Origin of the sequence: Halomonas sp. 3H, assembly GCF_024206005.1 — a bacterium.
GTDB classification, from domain to species: domain Bacteria; phylum Pseudomonadota; class Gammaproteobacteria; order Pseudomonadales; family Halomonadaceae; genus Halomonas; species Halomonas campaniensis.
Genome location: NZ_CP100360.1, coordinates 1,561,400 through 1,585,169, shown reverse-complemented (window position 1 = coordinate 1,585,169; position 23,770 = coordinate 1,561,400). Strand labels below are relative to the sequence as shown.

At 67.6% G+C, this 23,770-nt stretch carries 19 protein-coding genes; 9 read left to right on the top strand and 10 right to left on the bottom strand.

Features of this window, described 5'->3' with window-relative positions; all coding sequences use genetic code 11:
• Window positions 1–6: 6 nt before the first annotated feature.
• The 3 genes from pheA to gyrA all read right to left on the bottom strand — a co-directional run bounded on the left by pheA (window position 7) and on the right by gyrA (window position 6,096).
• On the bottom strand, window positions 7–1,098 hold the full coding sequence (gene pheA / locus NFC98_RS07405; RefSeq protein ID WP_254277448.1) for a prephenate dehydratase: 1,092 nt from the start codon (window positions 1,096–1,098) through the stop codon (window positions 7–9).
• 1,161 nt (window positions 1,099–2,259) lie between these two features.
• Window positions 2,260–3,363 (bottom strand): 3-phosphoserine/phosphohydroxythreonine transaminase, encoded by a 1,104-nt coding sequence (gene serC / locus NFC98_RS07400; RefSeq protein WP_254277447.1) that lies wholly within the window; start codon window positions 3,361–3,363, stop codon window positions 2,260–2,262.
• A gap of 15 nt (window positions 3,364–3,378) precedes the next feature.
• The gene (gene gyrA, locus NFC98_RS07395) at window positions 3,379–6,096 is read right to left on the bottom strand and encodes a DNA gyrase subunit A (RefSeq protein WP_254277446.1); all 2,718 of its coding nucleotides are present in this window, start codon (window positions 6,094–6,096) and stop codon (window positions 3,379–3,381) included.
• A gap of 214 nt (window positions 6,097–6,310) precedes the next feature.
• Here gyrA and NFC98_RS07390 point away from each other — a divergent pair, with 214 nt between their 5' ends.
• The 4 genes from NFC98_RS07390 (at window position 6,311) to NFC98_RS07375 (ending at window position 11,804) form a co-directional block, all read left to right on the top strand.
• Complete coding sequence (locus NFC98_RS07390; protein WP_254277445.1) at window positions 6,311–7,042, top strand: ABC transporter ATP-binding protein; 732 nt, start codon at window positions 6,311–6,313, stop codon at window positions 7,040–7,042.
• Between the two features lie 18 nt (window positions 7,043–7,060).
• Window positions 7,061–9,424, top strand: a complete 2,364-nt coding sequence (locus NFC98_RS07385; RefSeq protein WP_254277444.1) for an ABC transporter permease — start codon at window positions 7,061–7,063, stop codon at window positions 9,422–9,424.
• Between the two features lie 559 nt (window positions 9,425–9,983).
• Complete coding sequence (locus NFC98_RS07380; protein ID WP_254277443.1) at window positions 9,984–11,192, top strand: efflux RND transporter periplasmic adaptor subunit; 1,209 nt, start codon at window positions 9,984–9,986, stop codon at window positions 11,190–11,192.
• 66 nt (window positions 11,193–11,258) lie between these two features.
• On the top strand, window positions 11,259–11,804 hold the full coding sequence (locus tag NFC98_RS07375) for a hypothetical protein (RefSeq protein WP_254277442.1): 546 nt from the start codon (window positions 11,259–11,261) through the stop codon (window positions 11,802–11,804).
• Window positions 11,805–11,828: 24 nt separating this feature from the next.
• Here NFC98_RS07375 and NFC98_RS07370 read toward each other — a convergent pair whose 3' ends face one another.
• Together NFC98_RS07370 and NFC98_RS07365 are read right to left on the bottom strand one after the other, a co-directional pair.
• The gene (locus NFC98_RS07370; RefSeq protein WP_254277441.1) at window positions 11,829–13,598 is read right to left on the bottom strand and encodes a TRAP transporter fused permease subunit; all 1,770 of its coding nucleotides are present in this window, start codon (window positions 13,596–13,598) and stop codon (window positions 11,829–11,831) included.
• A gap of 91 nt (window positions 13,599–13,689) precedes the next feature.
• A complete protein-coding gene (locus NFC98_RS07365) occupies window positions 13,690–14,667 on the bottom strand; it encodes a TAXI family TRAP transporter solute-binding subunit (RefSeq protein WP_254277440.1) in 978 nt (325 codons plus the stop codon).
• Between the two features lie 137 nt (window positions 14,668–14,804).
• Between NFC98_RS07365 and NFC98_RS07360 the strand changes: the two genes are divergently transcribed.
• The 3 genes from NFC98_RS07360 (at window position 14,805) to NFC98_RS07350 (ending at window position 17,000) form a co-directional block, all read left to right on the top strand.
• The gene (locus NFC98_RS07360; protein ID WP_254277439.1) at window positions 14,805–15,542 is read left to right on the top strand and encodes an SDR family NAD(P)-dependent oxidoreductase; all 738 of its coding nucleotides are present in this window, start codon (window positions 14,805–14,807) and stop codon (window positions 15,540–15,542) included.
• Between the two features lie 55 nt (window positions 15,543–15,597).
• Entirely contained in the window at window positions 15,598–16,659 is a 1,062-nt protein-coding gene (locus NFC98_RS07355) for an asparaginase (RefSeq protein ID WP_254277438.1), read from the top strand.
• Window positions 16,660–16,763: 104 nt separating this feature from the next.
• Window positions 16,764–17,000 (top strand): DUF2789 domain-containing protein, encoded by a 237-nt coding sequence (locus tag NFC98_RS07350; protein ID WP_183334041.1) that lies wholly within the window; start codon window positions 16,764–16,766, stop codon window positions 16,998–17,000.
• Between the two features lie 146 nt (window positions 17,001–17,146).
• Here the strand turns inward: NFC98_RS07350 and NFC98_RS07345 are convergent, their stop codons facing one another.
• From NFC98_RS07345 to NFC98_RS07335, 3 genes are all read right to left on the bottom strand, one after another.
• Window positions 17,147–17,824: a TVP38/TMEM64 family protein gene (locus tag NFC98_RS07345; RefSeq protein WP_254277437.1), complete on the bottom strand. Its 678-nt coding sequence runs from the start codon at window positions 17,822–17,824 to the stop codon at window positions 17,147–17,149.
• A gap of 100 nt (window positions 17,825–17,924) precedes the next feature.
• Entirely contained in the window at window positions 17,925–18,095 is a 171-nt protein-coding gene (locus NFC98_RS07340) for a hypothetical protein (RefSeq protein ID WP_254277436.1), read from the bottom strand.
• A 110-nt stretch (window positions 18,096–18,205) separates the two neighbouring features.
• The gene (locus NFC98_RS07335) at window positions 18,206–18,616 is read right to left on the bottom strand and encodes an SRPBCC family protein (protein WP_254277435.1); all 411 of its coding nucleotides are present in this window, start codon (window positions 18,614–18,616) and stop codon (window positions 18,206–18,208) included.
• A gap of 249 nt (window positions 18,617–18,865) precedes the next feature.
• On the opposite strand from NFC98_RS07335, the gene rimO reads away from it, so the two are divergent.
• Together rimO and NFC98_RS07325 are read left to right on the top strand one after the other, a co-directional pair.
• A complete protein-coding gene (gene rimO, locus NFC98_RS07330) occupies window positions 18,866–20,191 on the top strand; it encodes a 30S ribosomal protein S12 methylthiotransferase RimO (RefSeq protein ID WP_254277434.1) in 1,326 nt (441 codons plus the stop codon).
• A gap of 328 nt (window positions 20,192–20,519) precedes the next feature.
• Window positions 20,520–21,344 (top strand): glycosyltransferase family 32 protein, encoded by an 825-nt coding sequence (locus NFC98_RS07325; protein ID WP_254277433.1) that lies wholly within the window; start codon window positions 20,520–20,522, stop codon window positions 21,342–21,344.
• Window positions 21,345–21,373: 29 nt separating this feature from the next.
• Here the strand turns inward: NFC98_RS07325 and NFC98_RS07320 are convergent, their stop codons facing one another.
• Both NFC98_RS07320 and NFC98_RS07315 read right to left on the bottom strand, forming a co-directional pair.
• Window positions 21,374–22,456, bottom strand: coding sequence for a glycosyltransferase (locus NFC98_RS07320; RefSeq protein WP_254277432.1), 1,083 nt, complete (start codon window positions 22,454–22,456; stop codon window positions 21,374–21,376).
• A complete protein-coding gene (locus NFC98_RS07315; protein ID WP_254277431.1) occupies window positions 22,443–23,690 on the bottom strand; it encodes an O-antigen ligase in 1,248 nt (415 codons plus the stop codon). The genes NFC98_RS07320 and NFC98_RS07315 overlap by 14 nt, the downstream gene beginning before the upstream one ends.
• Window positions 23,691–23,770 lie beyond the last annotated feature (80 nt).

The following is a 23,770-nucleotide window of genomic DNA, read 5'->3' as shown; positions in this document are numbered from 1 at the left end:
CATGTCTCAGAGCACGCCGATCGGGTAGGAGCCCAGCACCTTCACCTCGGCGGCGCGCAGGCGCACCTCCTCCAGCACCGCGGCCACGCGGGGCTCGTCGCGGTGCCCCTTGAAGTCGATGAAGAAGACGTAGTTCCACACGCCACTGCGCGACGGCCGGGTCTCCAGGCGCGTCATGTCGATCTGGTGGCGATGGAAGGGCTCCAGCAGGTCATGCAGGGCGCCGGGCTGGTTGCGCATGGCCACCACGATGGAGGTCTTGTCCTCGCCGGACATGGGCACGTCCTGGTGGCCGATGATCAGGAAGCGCGTGGAGTTGTCCGGGCGATCCTCGATCTTCTCGGCCAGGCGGGTCAGGGCGTAGAGCTTGGCGGCCATGTCGCCGGCGATGGCGGCGCTGTGCCACTCGGTCTTGACCAGGCGCGCCGCCTCGGCGTTGGACGACACCGGCACCCGCTCGGCGTGGGGGAAATGGGCGTCGAGCCACTTGCGACACTGGGCGAAGGACTGCGGGTGGGAGTAGATGCGCGAGACCTTGTCCTGGCGGGTGGTCTCGGCCACCAGCAGGTGGTGGTGGATGCGCAGCACCACCTCGCCGCAGATGCGCAGGCCGGAGTCCATGAAGGAGTCCAGGGTGTGGTTGATCACCCCCTCGGTAGAGTTCTCTACCGGCACCACGCCGTAGTTGACGGCACCCGCCTCCACCTCGCGGAACACCTCGTCGATGGCCGCCATGGGCAGGCTGATGGCGCTCTCGCCGAAGTGCTTGATGGCGGCCTGCTGGGTGAAGGTGCCCTCCGGCCCCAGGTAGGCGACCTTGATGGGCTGCTCCAGCGCCAGGCAGGCGGACATGATCTCGCGGAACAGCCGGGCGACCTCCTCGCTGTCCAGCGGGCCCTTGTTCAGCGCCATGATCCGACGCAGCACCTGGGCCTCGCGCTCGGGACGGTAGAAGACCGCCTTGGGGTCCTCGGCGGTCTTGACCTGAGCCACCTGCTGCGCGGCAGCCGCCCGCTCGTTGATCAGGCGCAGGATGTCGCTGTCCAGCGCGTCGATGCGCTGCCGGAGCGCGTCCAGATCGATGGGGGTATCACTCATGCTTGTCCCCTGAGGTTCATGATGAATCCTGAAAATCCTGTCGACGACATGTCATATCACCGACACATGGAGCTTCAACCGGTAGCAGCCTGTCTCGGTGGCCTGAAGCAGGCCACAGGTGGCTCGGGTTCTGGTGGGAGCCCGGGTCCCCCGGGCGATTGGCGGCGAAGCCGCCCGGCGGTGTTGGTACCATTGGTAACCAAAACCATCCGCTGCCATCTCCATCAATCGCCCGATAAATCGGGCTCCTACCAGTTGTCGCCTATCCGGTGGCCAGAAGCAGGCCACAGGTGGTTCGGGTTCTGGTGGGAGCCCGGGTCCCCCGGGCGATTGGCGGCGAATCCGCCCGGCGGTGTTGGTACCATTGGTAACCAAAACCATCCGCTGCCAACTCCCTCAATCGCCCGATAAATCGGGCTCCTACCAGTTGTCGCCTATCCGGTGGCCAGAAGCAGGCCACAGGTGGTTCGGGTTCTGGTGGGAGCCCGGATCCCCCGGGCGATTGGCGGCGAAGCCGCCCGGCGGTGTTGGTACCATTGGTAACCGAAACCATCCGCTGCCAACTCCATCAATCGCCCGATAAATCGGGCTCCTACCAGTTGTCGCCTATCCGGTGGCCTGAAGCAGGCCACAGGTGGCTCGGGTTCTGGTGGGAGCCCGGGTCCCCCGGGCGATTGGCGGCGAAGCCGCCCGGCGGTGTTGGCACCATTGGTAACCGAAACCATCCGCTGCCAACTCCATCAATCGCCGAAATGTCGGACCACCGATAAATCGGGCTCCTACCAGTTGTCGCCTATCCGGTGGCCAGAAGCAGGCCACAGGTGGTTCGGGTTCTGGTGGGAGCCCGGATCCCCCGGGCGATTGGCGGCGAAGCCGCCCGGCGGTGTTGGCACCATTGGTAACCGAAACCATCCGCTGCCAACTCCATCAATCGCCCGATAAATCGGGCTCCTACCAGTCCTCGCCTGCCTCGTTGGCAAAACCATCCGTCGCTAACTAAGCCAATCGCCGGAACACCGCATCGCCCGATAAATCGGGCTCCCACCAGTTATCGCCTGCCTCGGTGGAATCCACCGGTATGTCTGGCTCCCACCAGTTGTCGCCTGTCCAGGTGGAAATCCACAGAAATGCCTGGCTCTCACCAGCACCAGCCTGCCCTGCCTACGCCTTTCGCTTCTCGAAATCGGCCATGAAGGCGATCAGCGCATCCACGGCGGCTTCCGGCACGGCGTTGTAGAGGCTCGCGCGCATACCGCCGACGCTGCGGTGCCCCTTGAGGTTCAACAGCCCCGCCGCCTCGGCCTCGGCCAGGAACGGCTTGTCCAGGCGCTCGTCCGCCAGCACGAAGGGCACGTTCATCCGCGAGCGGTTGCGCAGGTCGATGGGGTTCGAGTAGAGGGCGCTCTCGTCGATGGCGGCATAGAGCTTGCGCGCCTTGCGGGCGTTGATGGCGTCCATGGCGGCCAGGCCGCCGACGTCATCCTTGAGCCACTCGAACACCAGGCCGGCCAGGTACCAGCTGTAGGTCGCCGGGGTGTTGATCATGGAGCCGGCCTCCGCCAGGGCCTGGTAGCCGAACAGCGAGGGCATGTCGGCGCGGGCGCGGTCGAGCAGGTCGTCGCGCACGATCACCACCACCAGGCCCGCAGGACCGATGTTCTTCTGGGCGCCGGCGTAGATGACGCCGAACCTCGACACGTCCAGCGGCCCGGAGAGGATGCTGGAGGACATGTCGCAGACCAGCGGCGCCTCGGAGCCGTCCAGGCGGCGCACCTCGGGGATGTAGTCGAACTCCAGGCCGCCGATGGTCTCGTTGGCGGTGTAGTGCAGGTAGGCGGCATCGTCGGAGAGCACGATGTCCTCCTGGCGCGGCACCGCGTGGTGGCCGTTGGCCTCGCTGGAGGCGGCCACGTGGGCATCGCCGAACAGGTGGCGGGCCTCGGCCAGGGCCTTCTTGCCCCAGATCCCGGTGGTCAGGAAGTTGGCCCGGCCACCGGCGCCCAGCAGGTTGTAGGGCACCGCGGCGAACTGCTGGGTGGCCCCGCCCTGGGTGAAGAGCACCTGGTAGTTGGCCGGGATGGCCAGCAGCTCGCGCAGGTCGGCCTCGGCCTTCTCGGCGATGGCGACATACTCGGGGGCGCGGTGGCTCATCTCCATCACCGAGAGGCCGCGGCCCTGATAGTCCAGCAGCTCATCGCGGGCCCGCTCCAGCACGGTGGTGGGCAGCGCAGCCGGTCCGGCGCAGAAGTTGTAGTGGCGTGTCATCGGCGTTGTATTCCCTTAATCCTCGGCATCCGGCCCGGCGGCGTCATTTCCCTCGTCCGCGTCGAGCTCGGCATCAGCTTCCGACACCTCTTCCGGCGAAGCGTCGCCCGGCTCGTCGATGCGCACGGTCTTGACCAGCTTCTCGTCGTTGCCCAGACGGATCAGCATCACGCCCTGGGTGTTGCGCGAGGTGATGGAGACCTCCTCCACGCGGGTCCGCACCAGGGTGCCGCGGTCGGTGATCAGCATCATCTCGTCGGCGGAGTAGACCTGCATGGCGGCGACCAGCGACCCGTTGCGCTCGCTGGTCTGCATGGCGATGACGCCCTGGCCGCCGCGGCCGCGCAGCGGGAACTCCTCCAGCCGGCTGCGCTTGCCGTAGCCGTTCTCGGAGGCGGTGAGGATGTAGATCTGGCCGCCATTGCCGTTCTCGACCGTGACGCCCTCCTCGGCCTCGGCCTCGCTCTCCGCCCCATTTTCAACGTCGGCCTCGGCGTCGATCAGCTGGCTCTGGGGGATGATCAGGCTGATCACCTCGGCGCCGTCCAGCAAGCGCATGCCGCGCACGCCGCGGGCGGTGCGGCCCATGGCGCGTACGTTGCCCTCCTCGAAGCGGATCGCCTTGCCGTTGGAGGAGAGCAGCATCACGTGATCGCTGCCCGAGGTGATGGCGGCGCCCACCAGGCGGTCGTCCTCCTCGAGGTCGATGGCGATCAGGCCCACGCTGCGCGGCCGCGAGAACTGCTCCAGGCTGGTGCGCTTCACCGTGCCCTTGGCGGTGGCGAAGAAGATGTAGTGCTCGGGGTCGTAGTCGCGCACCGGCAGGATGGCGTTGATCGCCTCGCCCTCCTCCAGCGGCAGCATGTTGACCAGCGGCTTGCCCCGGGAGCCGCGGCTGGCGTTGGGCATCTCGTAGACCTTGAGCCAGTAGACCTTGCCGCGATTGGAGAACAGCAGCACGGTATCGTGGGTCGAGGCCACCAGCAGGTGCTCGATGACGTCCTCGTCCTTCATGGCCGTGGCCGACTTGCCGCGACCGCCGCGGCGCTGGGCCTGGTAGTCGGAGAGCGGCTGGGTCTTGGCGTAGCCGGAGCGGGACACGGTGACCACCATGTCCTCCTCGGCGATCAGGTCCTCGAGGCGCAGGTCCAGGTGGCTGGCCTGGATCTCGGTGCGGCGCGGGTCGCCGAACTGGTCGCGGACGGCGGTGAGCTCCTCGCGGATCACCTCCAGCAGGCGCTCGCTGGAGGCCAGGATCGCCATCAGCTCGGCGATCTTCTCGAGGATGCCGAGGTACTCGTCGAGGAGCTTCTCGGTCTCAAGGCCCGTCAGGCGGTGCAGGCGCAGCTCGAGGATCGCCTGGGCCTGGGCCGGCGAAAGCCGGTAGGAGGCGCCCACGTTGTCGAGGCCGAAGCCCTCCTCCAGTTCCTCGGGCTTGCAGGAGGTGGCACCGGCGCGCTCCAGCATGCCGGTGACCTGGCCCGGCGGCCAGGTGCGGGCCAGCAGCTTCTCCTTGGCCTCGGCGGCGTTCGGCGAGGCCTTGATCAGCTCGATCACCTCGTCGATGTTGGAGATGGCGACGGTGAGGCCTTCGAGGATATGGCCGCGCTCGCGGGCCTTCTTCAGCTCGAAGAGGGTACGACGGGTGACCACCTCGCGGCGGTGGCGGATGAAGGCCTCGAGGATCTCCTTGAGGTTCATGATCTTCGGCTGGCCATCCTCGATGGCCACCATGTTGATGCCGAAGACGCTCTGCAGCTGGGTCTGGGCGAAGAGGTTGTTGACCACCACCTCGCCGGACTCGCCGCGCTTGACCTCGATCACCACCCGCAGGCCGTCCTTGTCGGACTCGTCGCGCAGCTCGGCGATGCCCTCGATCTTCTTGTCCTTGACCAGCTCGGCGATCTTCTCGATCAGCCGCGCCTTGTTCACCTGGTAGGGCAGCTCGGTAACGATGATGTGGTCGCGGCCGGACTTGTCGTCATGCTCGATGGTGTGGCAGGCACGCACGTAGATGCGCCCGCGGCCGGTGCGGTAGGCCTCGAGGATGCCGGCTCGGCCGTTGATGATGCCGGCGGTGGGGAAGTCCGGGCCGGGCACGTGCTCCATCAGGTCGTCGACGGTGAGGGTGTAGTCGTCGATCAGCGCCAGGCAGGCGTCGATGATCTCGCCCATGTTGTGGGGCGGGATGTTGGTCGCCATGCCGACGGCGATCCCCGACGAGCCGTTGATCAGCAGGTTGGGGACCTTGGTGGGCAGCACCTCGGGGATGCGCTCGGTGCCGTCGTAGTTGTCGACCCAGTCGACGGTGTCCTTCTCCAGGTCGGCGAGCAGCTCGTGGGCCAGCCGGGCCATGCGCACCTCGGTGTAACGCATGGCGGCGGCGCTGTCGCCGTCGATGGAGCCGAAGTTGCCCTGACCATCCACCAACACATGGCGCATGGAGAAGTCCTGGGCCATGCGCACGATGGTGTCGTAGACGGCGCTGTCACCGTGGGGGTGATACTTACCGATGACATCGCCCACCACGCGGGCGGACTTCTTGTAGGGCTTGTTCCAGTCGTTGCCCAGCTCGTGCATGGCGAACAGCACGCGCCGGTGAACCGGCTTGAGACCGTCACGCACGTCCGGCAGCGCTCGGCCGATGATCACGCTCATCGCGTAATCGAGGTACGACTGCTTGAGCTCGTCCTCGATGTTGACTGGCAGAATCTCTCTGGCGATGTCACCCATGGGTCGTCGAATCCTTTGCACTGCAACAGGTTGGCCGCTCACCCCGGGGTCGCCGAGGGCGCCATAACAGCCTGCCATCATACCACCCCGGGCGAGCCAAAGGCAGACACCCGAAAGGCGCAATGACCTGGCGCATCGACGCCGCCGGCCATCGCCCTGTCGCGGCCGGGAACGGCTAGACTGTGGGCACCGGCGATGAAGGGGATGCCCGCAGATGGAGAACGGCAAGGAGGTGGTCTTCGCCGCCCGCGGGCTGACCCGGCTCTACCGCATGGGCGACGTCACCATCCCGGCGCTGCAGGGGGTCGACCTGGCGCTGCATCGCGGCGAGCTGCTGGTGATGCTGGGGGCGTCGGGCTCCGGCAAGTCCACGCTGCTCAACATCCTCGGCGGGCTCGACAGCCCCACCGAGGGCGAGGTGCACTATGTCGACGCCGAGAGGCGCGATCACGACCTGAGCCACGCCAGCCAGCGCGAGCTGACCCGCTTCCGGCGCCACCACGTGGGCTTCGTCTTCCAGTTCTACAACCTGATATCGAGCCTGACCGCCCGGGAGAACGTGGCGATCGTCACCGAGATCAGCCGCGATCCCATGCCGCCCGAGGCGGCGCTGGCCCTGGTCGGCCTCGAGGCGCGCCTGGACCACTTCCCCTCCCAGCTCTCCGGCGGCGAGCAGCAGCGGGTGGCCATCGCCCGGGCGGTGGCCAAGCAGCCCGACGTGCTGCTCTGCGACGAGCCCACCGGCGCCCTGGACTTCCGCACCGGCATCCGCGTGCTGGAGGTGCTGGAGCGGGTCAACCGCGAGACCGGCACCACGGTGGCGATCATCACCCACAACGAGGTGATCGGCGAGATGGCCGACCGGGTGATCGTCCTGCGCGACGGCCGGGTCGACGAGATCCACGTCAACCCGCGGCGCCGCCCCGCCCATGAACTGCGCTGGTGACGCCATGGACGCGACCCGATGCTGACCCTCGACCGCAAGCTCGTCCGCGACCTCTGGCGCCTCAAGGGCCAGGGGCTGGCCATCGCGGTGGTGATCGCCAGCGGCGTGATGACGCTGATCCTGGCGGTGACCACCCTGGAGGCGCTCTCCGGCTCCCGGGATCGCTTCTACGCCAGCCATCACTTCGCCGAGGTGTTCGCCGACGTCAAGCGTGCGCCCCTGGGCGTGATCGACCAGCTGCAGGCCATCGAGGGGGTCAACCTCGTCGAGCCGCAGGTCCGCGCCGCGGTGCGCCTGGCGCTGCCCGGCTACGCCGACCCGATCCGCGGCATGATGCTGTCGATCCCCGACGGGCGTCAGCCGACCCTCAACCGCCTGCACCTGGTGGCGGGGGGTCTCCCCGAGCCCGGCCGGGACGACCAGGTGGTGGTCAGTGACGCCTTCGCCGAGGCCCACGACCTGGCGCCCGGCGACGCCCTGGAGGCGATCATCGACGGCCGCTATACCACGCTGCGCCTGGCCGGCGTCGCCCTGAGCCCCGAGTTCCTCTACCAGGCCGCGCCCACCGACCTGATGCCGGACTACCGCCGCTACGCGGTAATCTGGATGAACGAGCGCGCCCTGGCCAGCGCCTACGGCATGCGCGGCGCCTTCAATCACCTCTCGCTCACCCTGCAGGCGGGGGCCGACGAGAAACGGGTGATCGATGCCCTGGACCTGGCCCTGGCCCGCTACGGCGGCACCGGCGCCACTACCCGCCACGACCAGCAGTCCCACCGCTTCATCGAGGAGGAGCTCAACCAGCAGCGCATCCAGGCCACCGTGCTGCCAACCATCTTCCTGGCGGTCTCGGCCTTCCTGCTCAACGTGGTCATGGGGCGCATCATCCAGACCCAGCGCGAGCCGCTCGCCGTGCTCAAGGCCTTCGGCTATACCGACGGCGAGCTGGCCCGCCACTACGGCCTGATGGCCGGTGCCATCGTGCTGTCCGGCTGGGCGTTGGGGGTGGCGCTGGGCGCCTGGGCCGCCGGCGGCCTGGCCGGCCTCTACCGCGAGTACTTCCGCTTCCCGGCGCTGGTCTTCCGGGTGCCCGCCTGGGCGCTGGCCCTGTCGCTGGCGGTGGCGCTGCTGGCCGCCCTGGTCGGCACCTGGCACGCCGTGTGGCAGGCCGTCCGCCGCCCGCCCGCCGAGGCGATGCGCCCGCCGGCCCCGGCGCGCTTCCGGCGCAGCTGGCTGGAGCGCCTGCTGCCCGGCGCCCTGTTCGGCCACGAGGGGCGCATCATCCTGCGCCACCTGAGCCGCCATCCGGCCAAGGCCGGCTTCTCGGTGGCGGGCATCGCGCTCTCCGCCGGGCTGCTGATGATGGGCGCCTACCAGCTCGACGCCGTGGATGCCATGATCGACCAGCAGTATCGCCAGGTGCTGCGCATGGACGTGGAGCTGACCTTCACCGAGGCGACGCCGGCGCGCGCCGCCGGGGAGCTGCGCCACCAGCCCGGCGTGCTGGCCGTGGAGACCTGGCGGCGCGTGCCGGTCACCCTGGTCCACGGCCACCGGCACTACCGCACCAGCCTGCTGGGCATGGAGCCCGAGCCGGCGCTGCGCCAGGTGCTGGACGGCGCGGGGCGCCCGCAGCGCCTGCCTGAGGAGGGAGTGATGCTCACCCGCCACCTGGCGGACGAACTGGGCGCGCGGCTGGGCGACACCCTGGAGGTGGCGATCATGGAGGGCCAGCGTCGCCGGGTCACGCTGCCGCTTACCGCCCTGGTGGACGAGCCGCTGGGCGTGGGCGCCTACCTGACCCGCGAGCGGCTCAACGCGCTGATGCGCGAGGGCACGGCGATCAGCGGGGCCTGGCTGCTGGTCGACCCCGACCGCACCGAGGCGCTCAACGCGGCCCTCTGGGAGATGCCCGGGGTCGCCTCGATCGGGCTGCTCCGCGAGGCCGAGCGCGGGATCCGCGACTACATGGACGAGACGATATTGGTGTTCGCCCTGGTGTTCGTGGCCATCGCCTCCTCGATCAGCTTCGGGGTGGTCTACAACAATGCGCGGATCGCCTTCGCCGAGCGCGCCCGGGAGCTCGCCACCCTGCAGGTGCTGGGCTACACCCGCGCCGAGGTGGCGCGCATCCTGCTCGGCGAGATCGCCCTGCTCACCCTGGCGGCGATCCCGCTGGGCTGGGCCATCGGCATCGGCTTCGCGCGGCTGCTCAACCAGGCCTTCAGCAGCGACCTGTTCCGTATCCCGCTGGTGCTGACGCCCCAGGCCTTCGGCATCGCCGCCGGCGGGGTGCTGGCCGCCTCGCTGCTGGTGGGGCTGCTGGTGGTGCGCCGCCTCGGGCGCCTGGACAAGATCCGTGTCTTGAAGGCGGTGGAGTAGGAACGCCGAGCCGGCGTACCGGCTGTAGGAGCGCTGCTTGCAGCGCGATTGGCGCCGGCAATGTCGGCTATCGCTTTGCAAGCAAAGCTCCTACAGATATTCGTTACCCGGCGCTTGTAAGAGCGCTCGGTCCGGCGTCGCGGCTGTAGGAGCGCTGCTCGCAGCGCGATTGGCGCCGGCAGGCGCCTGCCGGCGCCCCGACGATGTCGACTATCGCTTTGCAAGCAAAGCTCCTACAGATATTCATTACCCGGCTCTTGTAGGAGCGCTCGGTCCGGCGTCGCGGCTGTAGGAGCGCTGCTCGCAGCGCGATTGGCGCCGGCAAGCGCCCCGACGATGTCGCTATCGCTTTGCAAGCAAAGCTCCTACAGATATTCGTTACCCGGCGCTTGTAGGAGCGCTCGGTCCGGCGTCGCGGCTGTAGGAGCGCTGCTCGCAGCGCGATTGGCGCCGGCAGGCGCCCCGACGATGTCGACTATCGCTTTGCAAGCAAAGCTCCTACAACAGATCGCCGGAGGGACGGAAAGGTGACCCTACTGGGCACTAAGGAGATTCACCCATGACATCACGCCACCCCTGGAGTCGACGCCTGCTGTGGGGCCTGCTGGCCCTGGCGCTGCTCGCCCTGCTGGCCTGGGCGCTGCGCCCGGCGCCGGTGCCGGTCAGCGTGGCCCGGGTCACCGCCGGCCCCTTCGTCGAGTCGGTCATCGAGGAAGGCCGCACGCGCCTGCGCGACACCTGGAACGTCTCGGTGCCCATCGCCGGCTACCTGCAGCGGGTAATGCTGGAGGTCGGCGACGAGGTCGAGCAGGGCCAGACGCTGTTCCGCCTGGAGCCGAGCCCCGCCCCGGCCCTGGACCCGCGCTCCCGCCAGCAGGCCGAGGACGCCCTGCAGGCCGCCGAGGCGAGGCTGCGCGCGGCCCGGGCCAACCTGGAGACGGCCCGGGCCGAGCGGCGCTTCGCCGACGCCGAGTACGACCGCTACCGCCAGCTGCACCAGCGCAACCTGGTCTCCACCGCCGACCTGGAGCAGCGCCAGAGCCAGCGCGACCGCCAGCGCGCCATCGAAAGCGCCGCCACCTCCAGCGTGGAGGCCGCCCGCTTTGAGGTGGAGAGCGCCCGGGCGGTGCTGGCGGTAGCCAGCGGCCAGCGCGGCGACATCGAGCACCCCGAGCTGGAGGTGCGCGCGCCCATCGCCGGCACGGTGCTGACCCGCTATCGCTGCTGCGAGGGCAGCGTGGCGGCCGGCGAGCCGATCCTGGAGCTGGGCAGCCTGGCCGACCTGGAGATCCAGGTAGACCTGCTCTCCATGGACGCGGTACGGGTGCGGCCCGGCATGGCGGTCCACATCACCGGCTGGGGCGGCGAGCCGCTGGCGGGCCAGGTGCGCCGCATCGAGCCCGCCGGCTACACCCGCGTCTCGGCGCTGGGGGTCGACGAGCAGCGGGTACCGGTGATCATCGACTTCGCCGAGGACACCGACCCCGCCGCCCTGGGCCTGGGCAGCGGCTTCCGGGTCGACGCCGAGTTCCGGGTCTGGGAGGACGACGAGGTGCTGCAGCTACCCACCAGCGCGCTGTTCCGCGCCGACGGCGACTGGGCGGTCTTCACCATCGACGACGGCCGCGCCCGGCAGGTGCCGGTGACGCCGGGCCGCCGCAGCGGGTTGACCACCCAGCTGCTCGGCGGCCTGGCGGCGGGCGACCCAGTGATCACCCACCCCGGCGAGCGGGTGGACGACGGCGTGAGGGTGCGGGTGGAGGAGTGACTCGCCATGGGCCAGTCAGCGACAAGGGGGTTATGCTGTTGACCCCCTCATCTGGAGTCTCACCCCATGCGCATCGCAACCCTGGGCCCGGCGGGCAGCAACCACGAACTGGTGGCGGGTCGCTACCTGCAGGCCAACGCCCCCGGCGGGGGCGAGATTCGGCTGCTGCCGACCTTCGAGGAGGCCTTCGCGGCGCTGCTGGCCGGCGACGTGGACCGCGTCCTGCAGTGCACGGCCCACCCCACCCACGGGGAGTGCGTCGGCCGCTACATGCACCGGCTGTTCCCGGTGGACGCCTTCATTGCCGGCAGCAAGCCGCTGGCGGTCCTGGCGCGGGCCGAGGTGACCCACCCTCGTACCCTGGGCCTGCAGCCGGCCACCCGCCACTACACCGACCTCTCCGGCTATGACGAACTGATCGAGCAGCCCTCCATCGTCACCGTGGCGGAAGGCCTGCTGGCCGGCCAGTTCGAGGCCGGCATCTGCGCCCTCGAGGTGCTGGACGCGCACCCGGGCCGGCTGCGGCTGGTGGAGGACCTGGGTCCCGCCCTGGATGTCTGGGCGGTGTTTGGCCCTACCCCGCTGCCGGCCACCGACCCCCGGGTCTACTGAGCCGCCAGGCCGCGGGTCAGCGGCTCAGAGGGCGAAGATGACCAGGGCGCCGACGACCACCAGCAGCCCGCGCAGCCAGGTGGCCCGACGGGCGATCACCCCGAAGGAGATGGCGGTGAGACCGACCGCGATCTTCACGGCATCGAACACCGCCCAGACCGGGTCGTGGCCGAGCCGGATCACGTCGGGGTTGGCCACCATGGCCAGCGGGATGATGTAGAGGCCGATGCCCAGCGCCATGGCCTTCATCGCCACCTTCAACCAGTTCTCGCCGACCATGCCCGCGGCGATGAAGACCCCGCCGCAGACCGGCGGCGTGATGGTCGAGAGCAGCGCGAACCAGAACACGAAGAGGTGGGCCAGCAGCGGCTCCAGCCCCAGGGCCGTGAGGGCCGGGCCAGCCACCGAGACGCAGATCACGTAGGCGGCGGTGGTCGGCACCTCCATGCCCAGCACCAGGCAGGCCAGCGCGGTGAGCAGCAGGGCCGGCCACAGCATCTCGTTGGAGAGCGAGAGGATACCGGAGGTGATCTTGACCCCGAGGCCGGTTAGCGACAGCACGCCGATCACCAGCGAGGCGCAGATGATGATCGCCCCGATCACCGCCACCTGCCGCCCTGCCGTGACCACCGCCTCGGCCAGGCGCGAGGCGAAGCCGCGCAGCGAAAAGGTGAGCGTCACGTCGAAGAACAGCAGCAGCATGCCGGCGAAGACTGCGATGCTGGCCGCGTACTGGGGCGTATAGCCGCCGAGGAAGATCCGTTCGAGCAGGATCACGAAGGGCACGGCAAAGAACAGCGAGGTGATCAGCACCTCTCTGGCGGCGGGCTGCTCGCTTGCCGCCATGGGGCGCAGATCATGCCGGGTGGCATAGGCGTTGATCCCCACCCACACGGTCACGAAATAGAGGATCGCCGGCAGCAGTGCCGCTGCCATGATCTGGGTATAGGGCGTGCCGGTGAGCTCGACCATCACGAAGGCCCCCGCGCCCATCAGCGGCGGCATGATCTGTCCGCCCGACGAGGCCACCGCCTCCACGCCACCGGCCAGCGACCGGGGGTAGCCCAGCCGTGTCATGGTCGGGATGGTGATCGCGCCGGTGGAGGCCACGTTGGCCGAGGCCGACCCCGAGATCGAGCCCATCAGCGCCGAGGAGATCACCGACACCTTGGCCGCCCCCCCGGTCAGGCGACCGGCACAGGCGCTGGCCATGTTCATGAAGCCTCGGCCCGCCTCGCCGGCATTGAGCATGGCACCGAAGATCACGAAGATCGCCACTACCCCGACGCTGACGCCGGTCAGCTTGCCCCAGAGCCCGCCCTCGGCAATGGTCAGGGTACCCACGAAGCTCTGCATGGGCAGCCCGGGGTGGCCGAACTGCCCGGGGATATGCTCGCCGAACACCGCATAGGCCAGTGCCAGCAGCGCCACCAGCGGCAGCGGCCAGCCGATCGCCCGGCGTGCCGCCTCCAGGGCCAGGAAGATCAGGAAGACGCCGATCCCCATCTGCAGGTGGCCGTAGATGAAGCCGTACTGGTTGGCCAGCACCGACTCGTTGAGGGCGATATAGCCGCAGGCGGCCACGCCCAGCAGCGTCAGCAACCAGCCGCTGGCGCGCTCGAAGGGGGTGCGGGCGGCGAGGATCAGGATCCATGGCAGGGCCAGCGCCATGTGGATGGGCCGGCTGACCAGGGCCGGCGTCAGCCCGTAGAAGATCAGCCCGATATGGAAGATGACGGTGACGGCGCCCAGCACCACCCAGACCGGGTGCAGGCGGGAAACGGGTTGCAGCATGGAGAGTGCCTTGACGACGCGGCCGGCCCCTGGCCGGCCCGGGATCCATCACCCGGCCGGGCGCGAGACCCGGCCGGGGGCAGCGACGGGCTCAGCGCAGGTGATCGGGGATCTCGATGCCTGCCTCGTCGTAGTAGCGCACGGCACCCGGGTGCAGGGTACCGGCGATGTTGCCGATCATGTCGTGGGTGATGCCGCCCCACCAGGGCGTCTCCTCGGCCATCGCCTCGCGGCGCTCCCAGAAGGTCCGGGTCAGGGTATAGGCGGTGTCGTCATCCATGCCGGTGGTGGTGTAGGCGATGACCGGCAGCGAGGTGGTCTCGACGTCCTGATCGACGCCGGAATAGGTCCCGGCCGGAATGGTCTGGCGGGCGGCACCTGTCTGCTCGATCTGCTCGTCGGTCAGGCTGACCAGGCTGATCGGCATGCTCGCGGCGGTCTCGATGACGTTGGGCGTGGGGAAGGAGCTCGCCGTGACGAAGGCATCGATCTGGCCGTTCTTGAGGGCATCCGGGCCGCTGCCGATCTCGGCGTTGGCGATGCGCACCTTGTCCATCATCTCGAAGAGCTCGAGGTAGCGCTCGGCCTCGCGGGCCCCGAAGGTGCCGCGACCGATCAGGATATGCTTGTCCTCCAGGGCGTCCAGGCCGACGACGCCCTCGTCCCCGGCCAGCACGAAGTGCATGGTGATGGCCGGGATCGGGAAGAGGCCCCGGATCTCCTCGAAGCGCGGATTGGGGCGCTCGGCGAACGGGCCTTCGCCGGCCGCGGCCTGGGTGACCAGCGCCGGCGGCGTGGTGAAGACATAGTTGCCCTGCCTGGCCACCACCTCCATCACGTTCTGTACCGAGCCCTGGCTCTCCTCGAGGGTCAGTACCACCTCGCCATCGGTGCCCTGGCGGATCGCCTCGGACAGCTCCACGCCCATCTGATAGTAGGCCGTGCCGGCCGATGCGGACTTGTAGGTGACGCGGGTCTCGGCCTGAGCGGAGAGCGCAGAGACGCCCATCAGCACGGCGGTGGCGGAGGCCAGCAGGGTGCGGGCAAACGGTCGGTTGATCGGTGACATCGATGTCTCCCTTGGCATGTATCCAGTTTGGCGCAGGCGGCGCCTTGTTGTAGGTTATCGCGGCCATCGGCCTGTCAGCCGATCGCCAAGGCCCTATCATGCCGATTTTCGGCACATTAGACATCAAGGAATTGACCATGCGAGGAGTGGCCGTCATCGGAGCCGCCGGCGGCATCGGCCAGGCTATCGCCGAGGCGCTGCTGGAAGGCGGTGACGCCGTGTTCCTGCTCGACCAGGCGTCGGCTCGGCCCAGTCTGGCCGCCCTGCAGTCGACCTGGCCGGAGCGCACGCCCTTCATCGCCTGCGACCTCGCCGACCCGGCCAGCATCGAGCAGGCCTTCGCCAGTGTCGGGGAAAGCGAGCTCGGGCTGGGTGCCTGCATCAACGCGGCCGGCGTGATTCATCGCGGGCCCTTCATCGACGTCCCCCGGGAGGCACTCGATCGGGTGCTGGCGGTGAATGTCGCCGGCGTCTTCCAGGCCCTGCAGGCGGCGTCTCGGCAGATGATGGCAACTGGCGGCGGCCATATCGTCAACCTGGCCTCCGCCCATGGCCTTCGCACCACGGCCGAGCGGTCGGCCTACGCCATGTGCAAGGGGGCCATCCTGTCGCTGACCCGCGCCCTGGCCGTGGAACTGGCGCCCCACGGCATCCTGGTCAACGCCGTCGCCCCCGGCCCCGTGGCCGCCGGCATGCAGGATGCCCAGTCGGCATCGCGGCGGCGCTGGCAGGACGCTACGCCGATCGGGCGGGTGGCTACCGCCGCGGAGGTCGCAAGGGCCGTGGCCTGGCTCGCCTCGCCTGATAACGCCTTCATCACCGGCGATACCCTGGTGATCGATGGCGGGGCCACCGCCGCCCTGGGCGCCCCTTGAAGGCAGCCCGCGGGCCCGCGATCATTGGCGACTCGCCAACCCGCCGGAGCCGCCCATGACCAGCCCCTACCTCACGCCCCTGACCGAACGCCCCCTGCTGGTGCTCTACACCGGCGGCACCCTGGGCATGGTGGAGACGCCCGACGGCCTGGCGCCGGGGGGCGACATCGAGGCGCGGCTGGCGCGGGCGCTGGCCACCCTGCCGCCCGCCCGGCAGGCCAGCCTGCCGGCCTATGAGGTGGTGGCCTTCCCGGAGCCGATCGACTCCAGCGCCGCCACTCCCCGGGAGTGGCAGCGACTGGGTCGGGAGATCGCCGGGCGCTACCGCGACCATGCCGGCATCGTGGTGCTGCACGGCACCGACACCCTGGCCTGGACGGCCTCGAGCCTCGCCTTCCAGCTGCAGGGGCTCGACCGTCCGGTGGTCGTCACCGGCGCCATGCACCCGCTGGAGGCCCCGGGCAGCGATGCCCTGGCCAATCTCGAGCTCGCCCTGCGCTTCGCCGCCAACCCGGCCCTGCAGGAGGTGGCGATCGCCTTCGGCGACAAGCTGCTGCGCGGCGTGCGCGCCCGCAAATGGCATACCCGGGACGACGACGCCTTCGAAAGCCCCAACTACCCGCTGCTCGGCGAGCGGGTCGACCAGGACGCCGTCCTCTACCCCGGACGGGGCCTGGCACACCAGCAGCGCGGCGCCCCCCGCTTCGAGCTGCCCGACTACACGGCGCTGGCCGACGGCGGGGTCGCGCGCCTGGTGCTGTGGCCGGGCATCGGCGCCCGCCAGGTGGCGGCCTGGCTGGAGGACCCGCGGCTGCAAGGCGCCCTGCTGGAGGTCTGGGGAGGGGGCAACGCGCCGGAGGACCCGGCACTGCTGGAGGCGCTGGCCGCGGCCAGCGGCGAGGGCAAGCTGCTCGCGGCGATCAGCCAGTGCCCCCACGGCAGCATCGCCATCGGCGAGTATGCCGCCGGCCAGGGGCTCAAGGCCGCCGGGGTGATGTCGGGAGAGGCGATGACACCGGAGGCCGCCATGGCCAAGCTGGTACACCTCTTGGCCCAGCCGCTGGACGATGCCGAGCGGCGCCGGCGCTTCCTGACGCCGCTGGTGGGCGAGCGCTGACGGCGGCGGGCCGAAGCGTTGACGCCGGTCATGCACGGCATCTCGCGAGCCGCTATGGTGGGGGTATTCTTACACCCTCGATTCCCACGGACAGGAGCGCCGCCATGGAACACCCCGACCACCCCTTCACCGAACTCTTCGAGCAGCTGGGCCTTGCCTCGGACCCGGAGGCCATCAAGCGCTTCATCGAGCGCAACGGGCCCATCCCCGACGAGATCCCCCTGCCCGATGCCCCCTGCTGGAACGAGGGGCAGGCCGAGTTTCTGCGCGAGGCGATCGAGGCGGATGCCGACTGGGCCGAGGTCGTCGACCACCTCAACGCCTCGCTGCGCAAGTCGTAACCTCGACCCTCAGGAACCCCTGCCGGTAGGAGCTTTGCTTGCAAAGCGATTTGGCTGGTTGCAGGTTGTCCCGTAGGAGCTTTGCTTGAAAAGCGATTGGGCTTGTAGCCCATCGCGCTGCTAAACAAGGACAAGGCGATGGCTCCCTACTCCACCAGCTTGCCGTTGGCCTCCACCCGGCGCCTGAGCCAGGCGCCGGCGAGCAGCAGCAGGGTCAGCGCCACCAGCGGCAGGATCACGCTGAGGCTCAGCGCCTCCTCGCTCTCCACCGCCTCCAGGGCACCGTAGATAGCGCTGGCATAGACCGCCCACTTCACCCCGAGGCCGATGATGGCCGCCATCACGAAGGTGCCCAGCGGGAGCCGCAGCAGGCCGGCGGCGAAGTTGACCACGGAGTGGGGAAAGCCCGGCAACACCCGCAGCGCGCACTGGGTCAGAAAGTCGCTGCGCCGCTCGAGCTTGCCCATGATCTTCCGGGTGAGGCTTCCGGGCGTCCAGCGGTTGCTGAACCGGGCGGAGAGGTAGTAGGCGCCCAGGGCCCCCGCCACGCTGCCGATGATCAGCATCGGCGTGGCGGCCAGCGGGGAATAGAAGGGAGCGATCAGCCAGAGCCCGATGCTGCCGGGCAGCCCGACGGCCAGGGTCACGGCCATGATCAGGATCACCGAGAGGATCACCAGGGGGTGGTGGGAGGCCTCGTCGGCCCAGCGCTGCACGTCGGCGAGTTCCGGCGAGTGCCAGATCCACAGGTAGCCGGCCATCAGGATGGCGGCGCCAATGGCGACCCAGCGCCAGGGGCGTTTCAGCGGTGGTTCGTTGCGCATCGAGGGGTCTCGGTCATCCGTTGACCGCCATGGTGCCATGCCACCGCCGCCCGGTCACGGCCAGGGCGGTTGGCCCAGCGGCTACCCCTCAGGCAAATACTCAAGCATCCAGCCGGCTGGCCTCGGCTTCGACATCAGCAGGCTCGACCGGCGGCTCGATGGCCGGGCCATCGCCCAGGCGCGGCATGGCGGCCACCCGGATATCCACGTAGCGCAGCAGGCCCAGCTGCAACGCCAGGACGGCGAAACACCAGAGAAGGCCCTTGATCATGGGGAGTTCCTCGAGGGAGGCCGGCGGCCTCGATACCTTCATCATAGTCCTGCGATGGGCGGCCGGAAAGATAGCTCGCTAATAGAATATTTCGATGGATGGCGCCAAGCTCATAGCCTGGCCTCGACCCGCTCGAGGATCTGTCGGCTGACGCGCCCCACCAGGGGCTTCGCCGCCTTGTTGACGGCCTTCTCCACCAGCCGGCTGCGCAGCGCGTAGGTCAGCGTCAGCGCCACCTCGGTGCCCTCCTTCACCGGGGTCAGCCGATAGCAGCCCTGGTTCTCCACCCCGTCCAGCGACTCCCAGGCCAGCACCTCGGGCGCGCGCGACTCGGTGATCGCCACGTCGAAGTGCCAGTCCCGCCCCACCGCCTGGACGTGCCAGCGGTAGCGCCCCCCGCCCAGCGGTTCGATGGCGTGGATCAGGTCGGAGTACTCGGCGAAGTCCTCGACCCGTTCCAGCAGGGCGAAGACCCGCTCGGGCGGCGCCTTGAGGATCGCGCTGTGTTCGATGGTGGCCATGACAAATCCCTGAGCAGTCGCGTGGCTTGCGGCATCGTGCTGGTATCATCCAGCGTGGAGGGACAAGGGGCAAGGGACTTTCTTGAACCTCGCTACTTGAGCCTGTAATTAGCCGGAGGCCCAGGATTTCCTTGTGGCTTGCTCCTTGTAGCTCCGGTTCTTCTGGCTTGTGCTGGCCCGCCGGTAGTTTGCCGCCCCCCGACGCGGTAAAATCCTCGCCTTACGTTTCTCCAAGCGAAGGTCTTCTGCATGTCCACACCCAAGGTCGGTTTCGTCTCGCTGGGCTGCCCCAAGGCGCTGGTGGATTCCGAGCGGATCCTCACCCAGCTGCGCACCGAGGGCTACGAGATCACCCCGAGCTACGACGACGCCGACGTGGTGGTGGTCAACACCTGCGGCTTCATCGAAAGCGCCAAGGCGGAGTCCCTGGACGCCATCGGCGAGGCGATCGCCGAGAACGGGCGGGTGATCGTCACCGGCTGCATGGGCGTGGAGGAAGGCGCGATCCGTGACGTTCACCCCAGCGTGCTGGCGGTGACCGGCCCCCAGCAGTACGAGCAGGTGGTGGGCGCCGTGCACGAGGTGGTGCCGCCCCGCCAGGACCACGACCCGCGCATCGATCTGGTGCCGGCTCAGGGCGTCAAGCTCACCCCACGCCACTTCGCCTACCTCAAGATCTCCGAGGGCTGCAACCATAGCTGCAGCTTCTGCATCATCCCCTCCATGCGCGGCAAGCTGGTGAGCCGCCCGGTGGGCGAGGTACTGAGCGAGGCCGAGGGCCTCAAGCGCGCCGGGGTCAAGGAGCTGCTGGTGATCTCCCAGGACACCAGCGCCTACGGGGTCGACCTCAAGTACCGCACCGGCTTCTGGAACGGCCGCCCGGTGAAGACCCGCATGACCGAGCTGTGCGAGGCGCTCTCCGAACTTGGCATCTGGGTGCGGCTGCACTACGTCTACCCCTACCCCCACGTGGACGAGCTGATCCCGCTGATGGCCGAGGGCAAGCTCTTGCCCTACCTGGATATCCCCTTCCAGCACGCGAGCCCGAAGGTGCTCAAGGCGATGAAGCGCCCCGCCTTCGAGGACAAGACACTCGAGCGCATCGAGCGCTGGCGAGAGCTCTGCCCGGAGCTCACCATCCGCTCCACCTTTATCGTCGGCTTCCCCGGCGAGACCGAGGAGGACTTCCAGTACCTGCTCGACTGGCTCACCGAGGCCCAGCTCGACCGCGTCGGCTGCTTCCAGTACTCCCCGGTGGACGGGGCGCCTGCCAACGACATGGACCTGGAGGCGGTGCCGGACGACATCAAGCAGGAACGCTGGGAGCGCTTCATGGCCCACCAGCAGCAGATCTCCGCCGCCCGCCTGCAGGCCAAGGTCGGCCGCGAGATCGAGGTGCTCATCGACGAGATCACCGACGAAGGCCCCATCGGCCGCAGCCACGCCGATGCCCCGGAGATCGACGGCATGGTGTTCATTGAGAGCGAGCAGGCACTCAGCCCCGGCCAGGTCGTGCGGGCACGGGTGACCAACGCGGATGAGTATGATCTGTGGGCGGAGGTGGTTTCCCTTTGATCCAGTTGGAAACAGCACTGTAGGAGCACTGCTCGCAGCGCGAAAGGAAATCTCGCTTTGCCAGCAACGCTCCTACAAGGTCACCTACCAGCGCTGGCACATGACAGGCTGGCACCACCAACACTTGCCCCACTGGTGGGAGCACGGCTCTGCCGGGCGATGGGTGGCGACACCGAGGCTGGAAGCTTGCCCTCGACATAGGTCCCACCCAGTAGGAGCGCTGCTCGCAGCGCGAAAGAATATATCGCTTTGCCAGCAAAGCTCCTACCCGTTCAACAACCGTCACCGATAACCAGCAAAGCCCTTTCAGCGCAGGCACAGAGGCCATATGCAGAAACCACTGATCGTCGCCACCAGCCGCATCATCAAGCTGCTGGCCAACATCACCAAGGTGCTGAGCTACCCCTTCCACTGGGTGCTGCCGAACAAGCGTTTCACGCTACCGGAACAAGCTGCCCCGCTGCTCAAGGACGGCAAGCCAGGCCCCATCCCGCGCATCATCTGGCAGACCAACTTCACCGACCGAGTGACGCTGCCGGTCTACCTCAACTACCTGTTCAACCGGCTGATGGCGCCGCGCTTCGAATACCGCTTCATGATTACCGAGGCGCGCCGCGCGTTTATCGCCGAGCACTACCCGGAGATCCTGCCCCACTACGAGCGCCTGCAGATCGGCGCCGCCCAGGCCGACCTCTGGCGCCTGTTGGTGCTGCACAAGTTTGGCGGGGCCTACCTGGATATAGACGCCCACCAGATCTGGCCGCTCTCCTGCGTGCTCGGTGCCGAGCGGAAGGAACTCTTCGTGACCACCCGCCGGGGGGAGCTGAGCAACTACTTCATTGCCAGCGCCCCGGGCAACCCCAACCTGGCCAGGCTGATCGATCAGGTCGTGCTCAATATAGGAAGCGATGCTTCCAACAACGTCTTCCACCTCACCGGGCCAGGCGTTTTCAATTCACTGCTCGACAGGAGTCTACTGCCCACCGTGTCATATCGACACGCAGTGCACCAAGGAAATTTTACCAACGAGCACTTCCAGTATATCGACAAACCCCAGGGGAAATGGAATCACGAGCAACGCAATATCAGCGTGCTGAAGGAAGACGCAGTCCCCGACACCCCCCAGCATTCTGCCTTCAACAAAACCCGGTGAGCGTCATGCACGGGTGACCTGGAATACGCTCAAGCCAGATATTCCGCCAGGAAACGCATCTCGGTAGCGGTGGAAAACAGCTCATGGCAGAGTGCGATATTGTCCATTGGCAGGGGCTCTCGGTTCTCCCACACACTCACCACCGCATCTGACAGCGCCTCATGGTTACGGTCTTCTACCATATGGAAGTGAAACCCCAACTGGCGAAATTCGGGAAACACCGTGTTGTCGTAGCTGAAGCAGTGCATGCCAGTGGCCAAGGCCTCGGCAAAGGCGTTGCCGAAACCCTCGCCACGACTCGGATAGAGAAACCCATGGAAATCACCGAAGTGCTGATAGGGATGCGCCACATGACCGGCCAGGGTCACGGCATCCTTCAGGCCTAGACGGGCTATCCGCGCCTCCAGTTCGTTCCGATCACTGCCACTTCCAAAGCACGTCAAAGTGGCTGGGACTCCCCGAGACCGCGCCTGCTTAACCACCTCCAATGCATCTCGCTGCCCCTTGCCCGCTACCAGCCTACCCACATGGGCTAGACGCAGCGTGGCGTCCTCCTTCGTCAGCGGTCGTGCCCGTGGCAAATAAGCCAGTTTCACACCCAGCCCTGGATAATTCACGAACACCCGTGCCTTACCGATGGGAAACAGCTCCGTGACATTGCGCTTCAGGTGCTCACTGATACACCAGTGAGCTGTAACACGCGACCAGGTCAGGCGGTGGACGAGATCCTTCTTCGAAGAGCTCTTGGTGGTCCCGTGCCGGACGATGAAGGTCTTGACCGGAGGCGCGATGCTGAAGTGGATCGAATGGATCTCGGAGGCGCCAAGAAAGATCACGTTGCGAATATCATGCTGTTGCCAGAGCCGCCGCATCGCACCAATCGCCGTCAGACTGAAGCTGCCACGAAAGGCGATGGCCTCACAGGGAATATCATGTTGCCTGGCGTACTGCTGAAGCCAGGTTCCCTCGCGAACCACCAACAGGCACTCTGTCAGATGCTCAGCGATCGACTGAGCCATGAAAGCCGCATCATGCTCCATCCCACCGTCATTGGGTGAGAAGCAGAGCACGGCCGTCTTGCCCACCTTTCCAGGATGATCAGGCATCGTCATGCCCTCGCATCCGGTCTTCATGTGCAAGGGTACCAAGCGGCTCACCCTTCCTGGACATTCCCCATAGGATAACCAGCAGGAAGGCAAACATCATGACACCGTTGTTATGGGCCATGAACACCTGAGACAGGCCAAAATCGATGTAGGCGACGGACAGCAACACACCCGCCACCGCCAGCGATCGGTCTTCCAGATTGGCATGCGCCATATTCTTGGCGAACAGGCGCATCGGCACTAGATAGAGCGCCAGCAACATCATCAGACCGATCACACCGCGCTTGGCCAACGCATCGAGAAACTCGTTGTGGGCGTGCCCCCAACGGGTAACAAAGGGATCAATCACCCCCTCCTCAGCCAATCGCACCATGCCATCCGTGTACCCGGCGTCTCCCCAACCAACCAAGGGCTTTTCCAGGAACAGGCGAGTCGCTCCCCGCCACATCTCAAAGCGAGCTCCCACGGAACTGGTGCGACTTTCTCCGGAGGCATAGCGAACGACATCATCGAAGGCCTGGTGTATGCGACCCTGAACGCCGGTCTGGGGGACGCTGTACACAAGAAATGCGCCTACCAGTATCATCGCAAGCGCCGAGAGCTTGAAACGGGAAGTAAGTTGACGCCCATACCCGCGATAGAGCACCAGCAGGATAAAAGGTACCCCCACCCATCCACCGCGACTTCCAGATAATAGCGAACCAACAACACCGCACAACGCTCCAGCGCTCAACAACAGCACCCAAGGGACGCGTCGACGCTGCATAACGGACCACCCCAGGCCGGCCAGGCAAAGCACACCCAACAGCATGCTCAGATTTCCGAACTGGATCGGATGGGTATGGCCTGCGGCCCGAGGTACCCCCTCCACCAGCTTCAGCCAGGCCGCCCAACTGCCCGCACCGATCGCCCCCAGGGCGAGGCCACACCAGAGATAAGCACGGCGCGGCGGGTACGCCATGACTAGCATCAGGGCAGGCACGGCCAGCAAGAAGCGCAGGGGCTTATCGACATCCCGCAAGCCTTCGCCTCCCCACCATCCCCAGACGATTCCTACCAGGGAGTAGCCACACAGCACACTGATAATAGCCGTATCGGCACGGCCCAGGTCGAGGCGTGGTTTAAGCCACGGTATGACGACCGCCCCAAGCACCAGCATCACCGCCCCCAGCGAGTAGCCGCTGGGCACTATCAGGGCAATGGCGCCGAGGAGAAATACCGCCAGGCTGGTGTAGTACATCAGAATCCGAGGGGCGTGCAGCTGGGCTGGTTGGGGTGACACGTCGTGGGCTTCCCGAATCAACAAGGCCGGCAATCGCC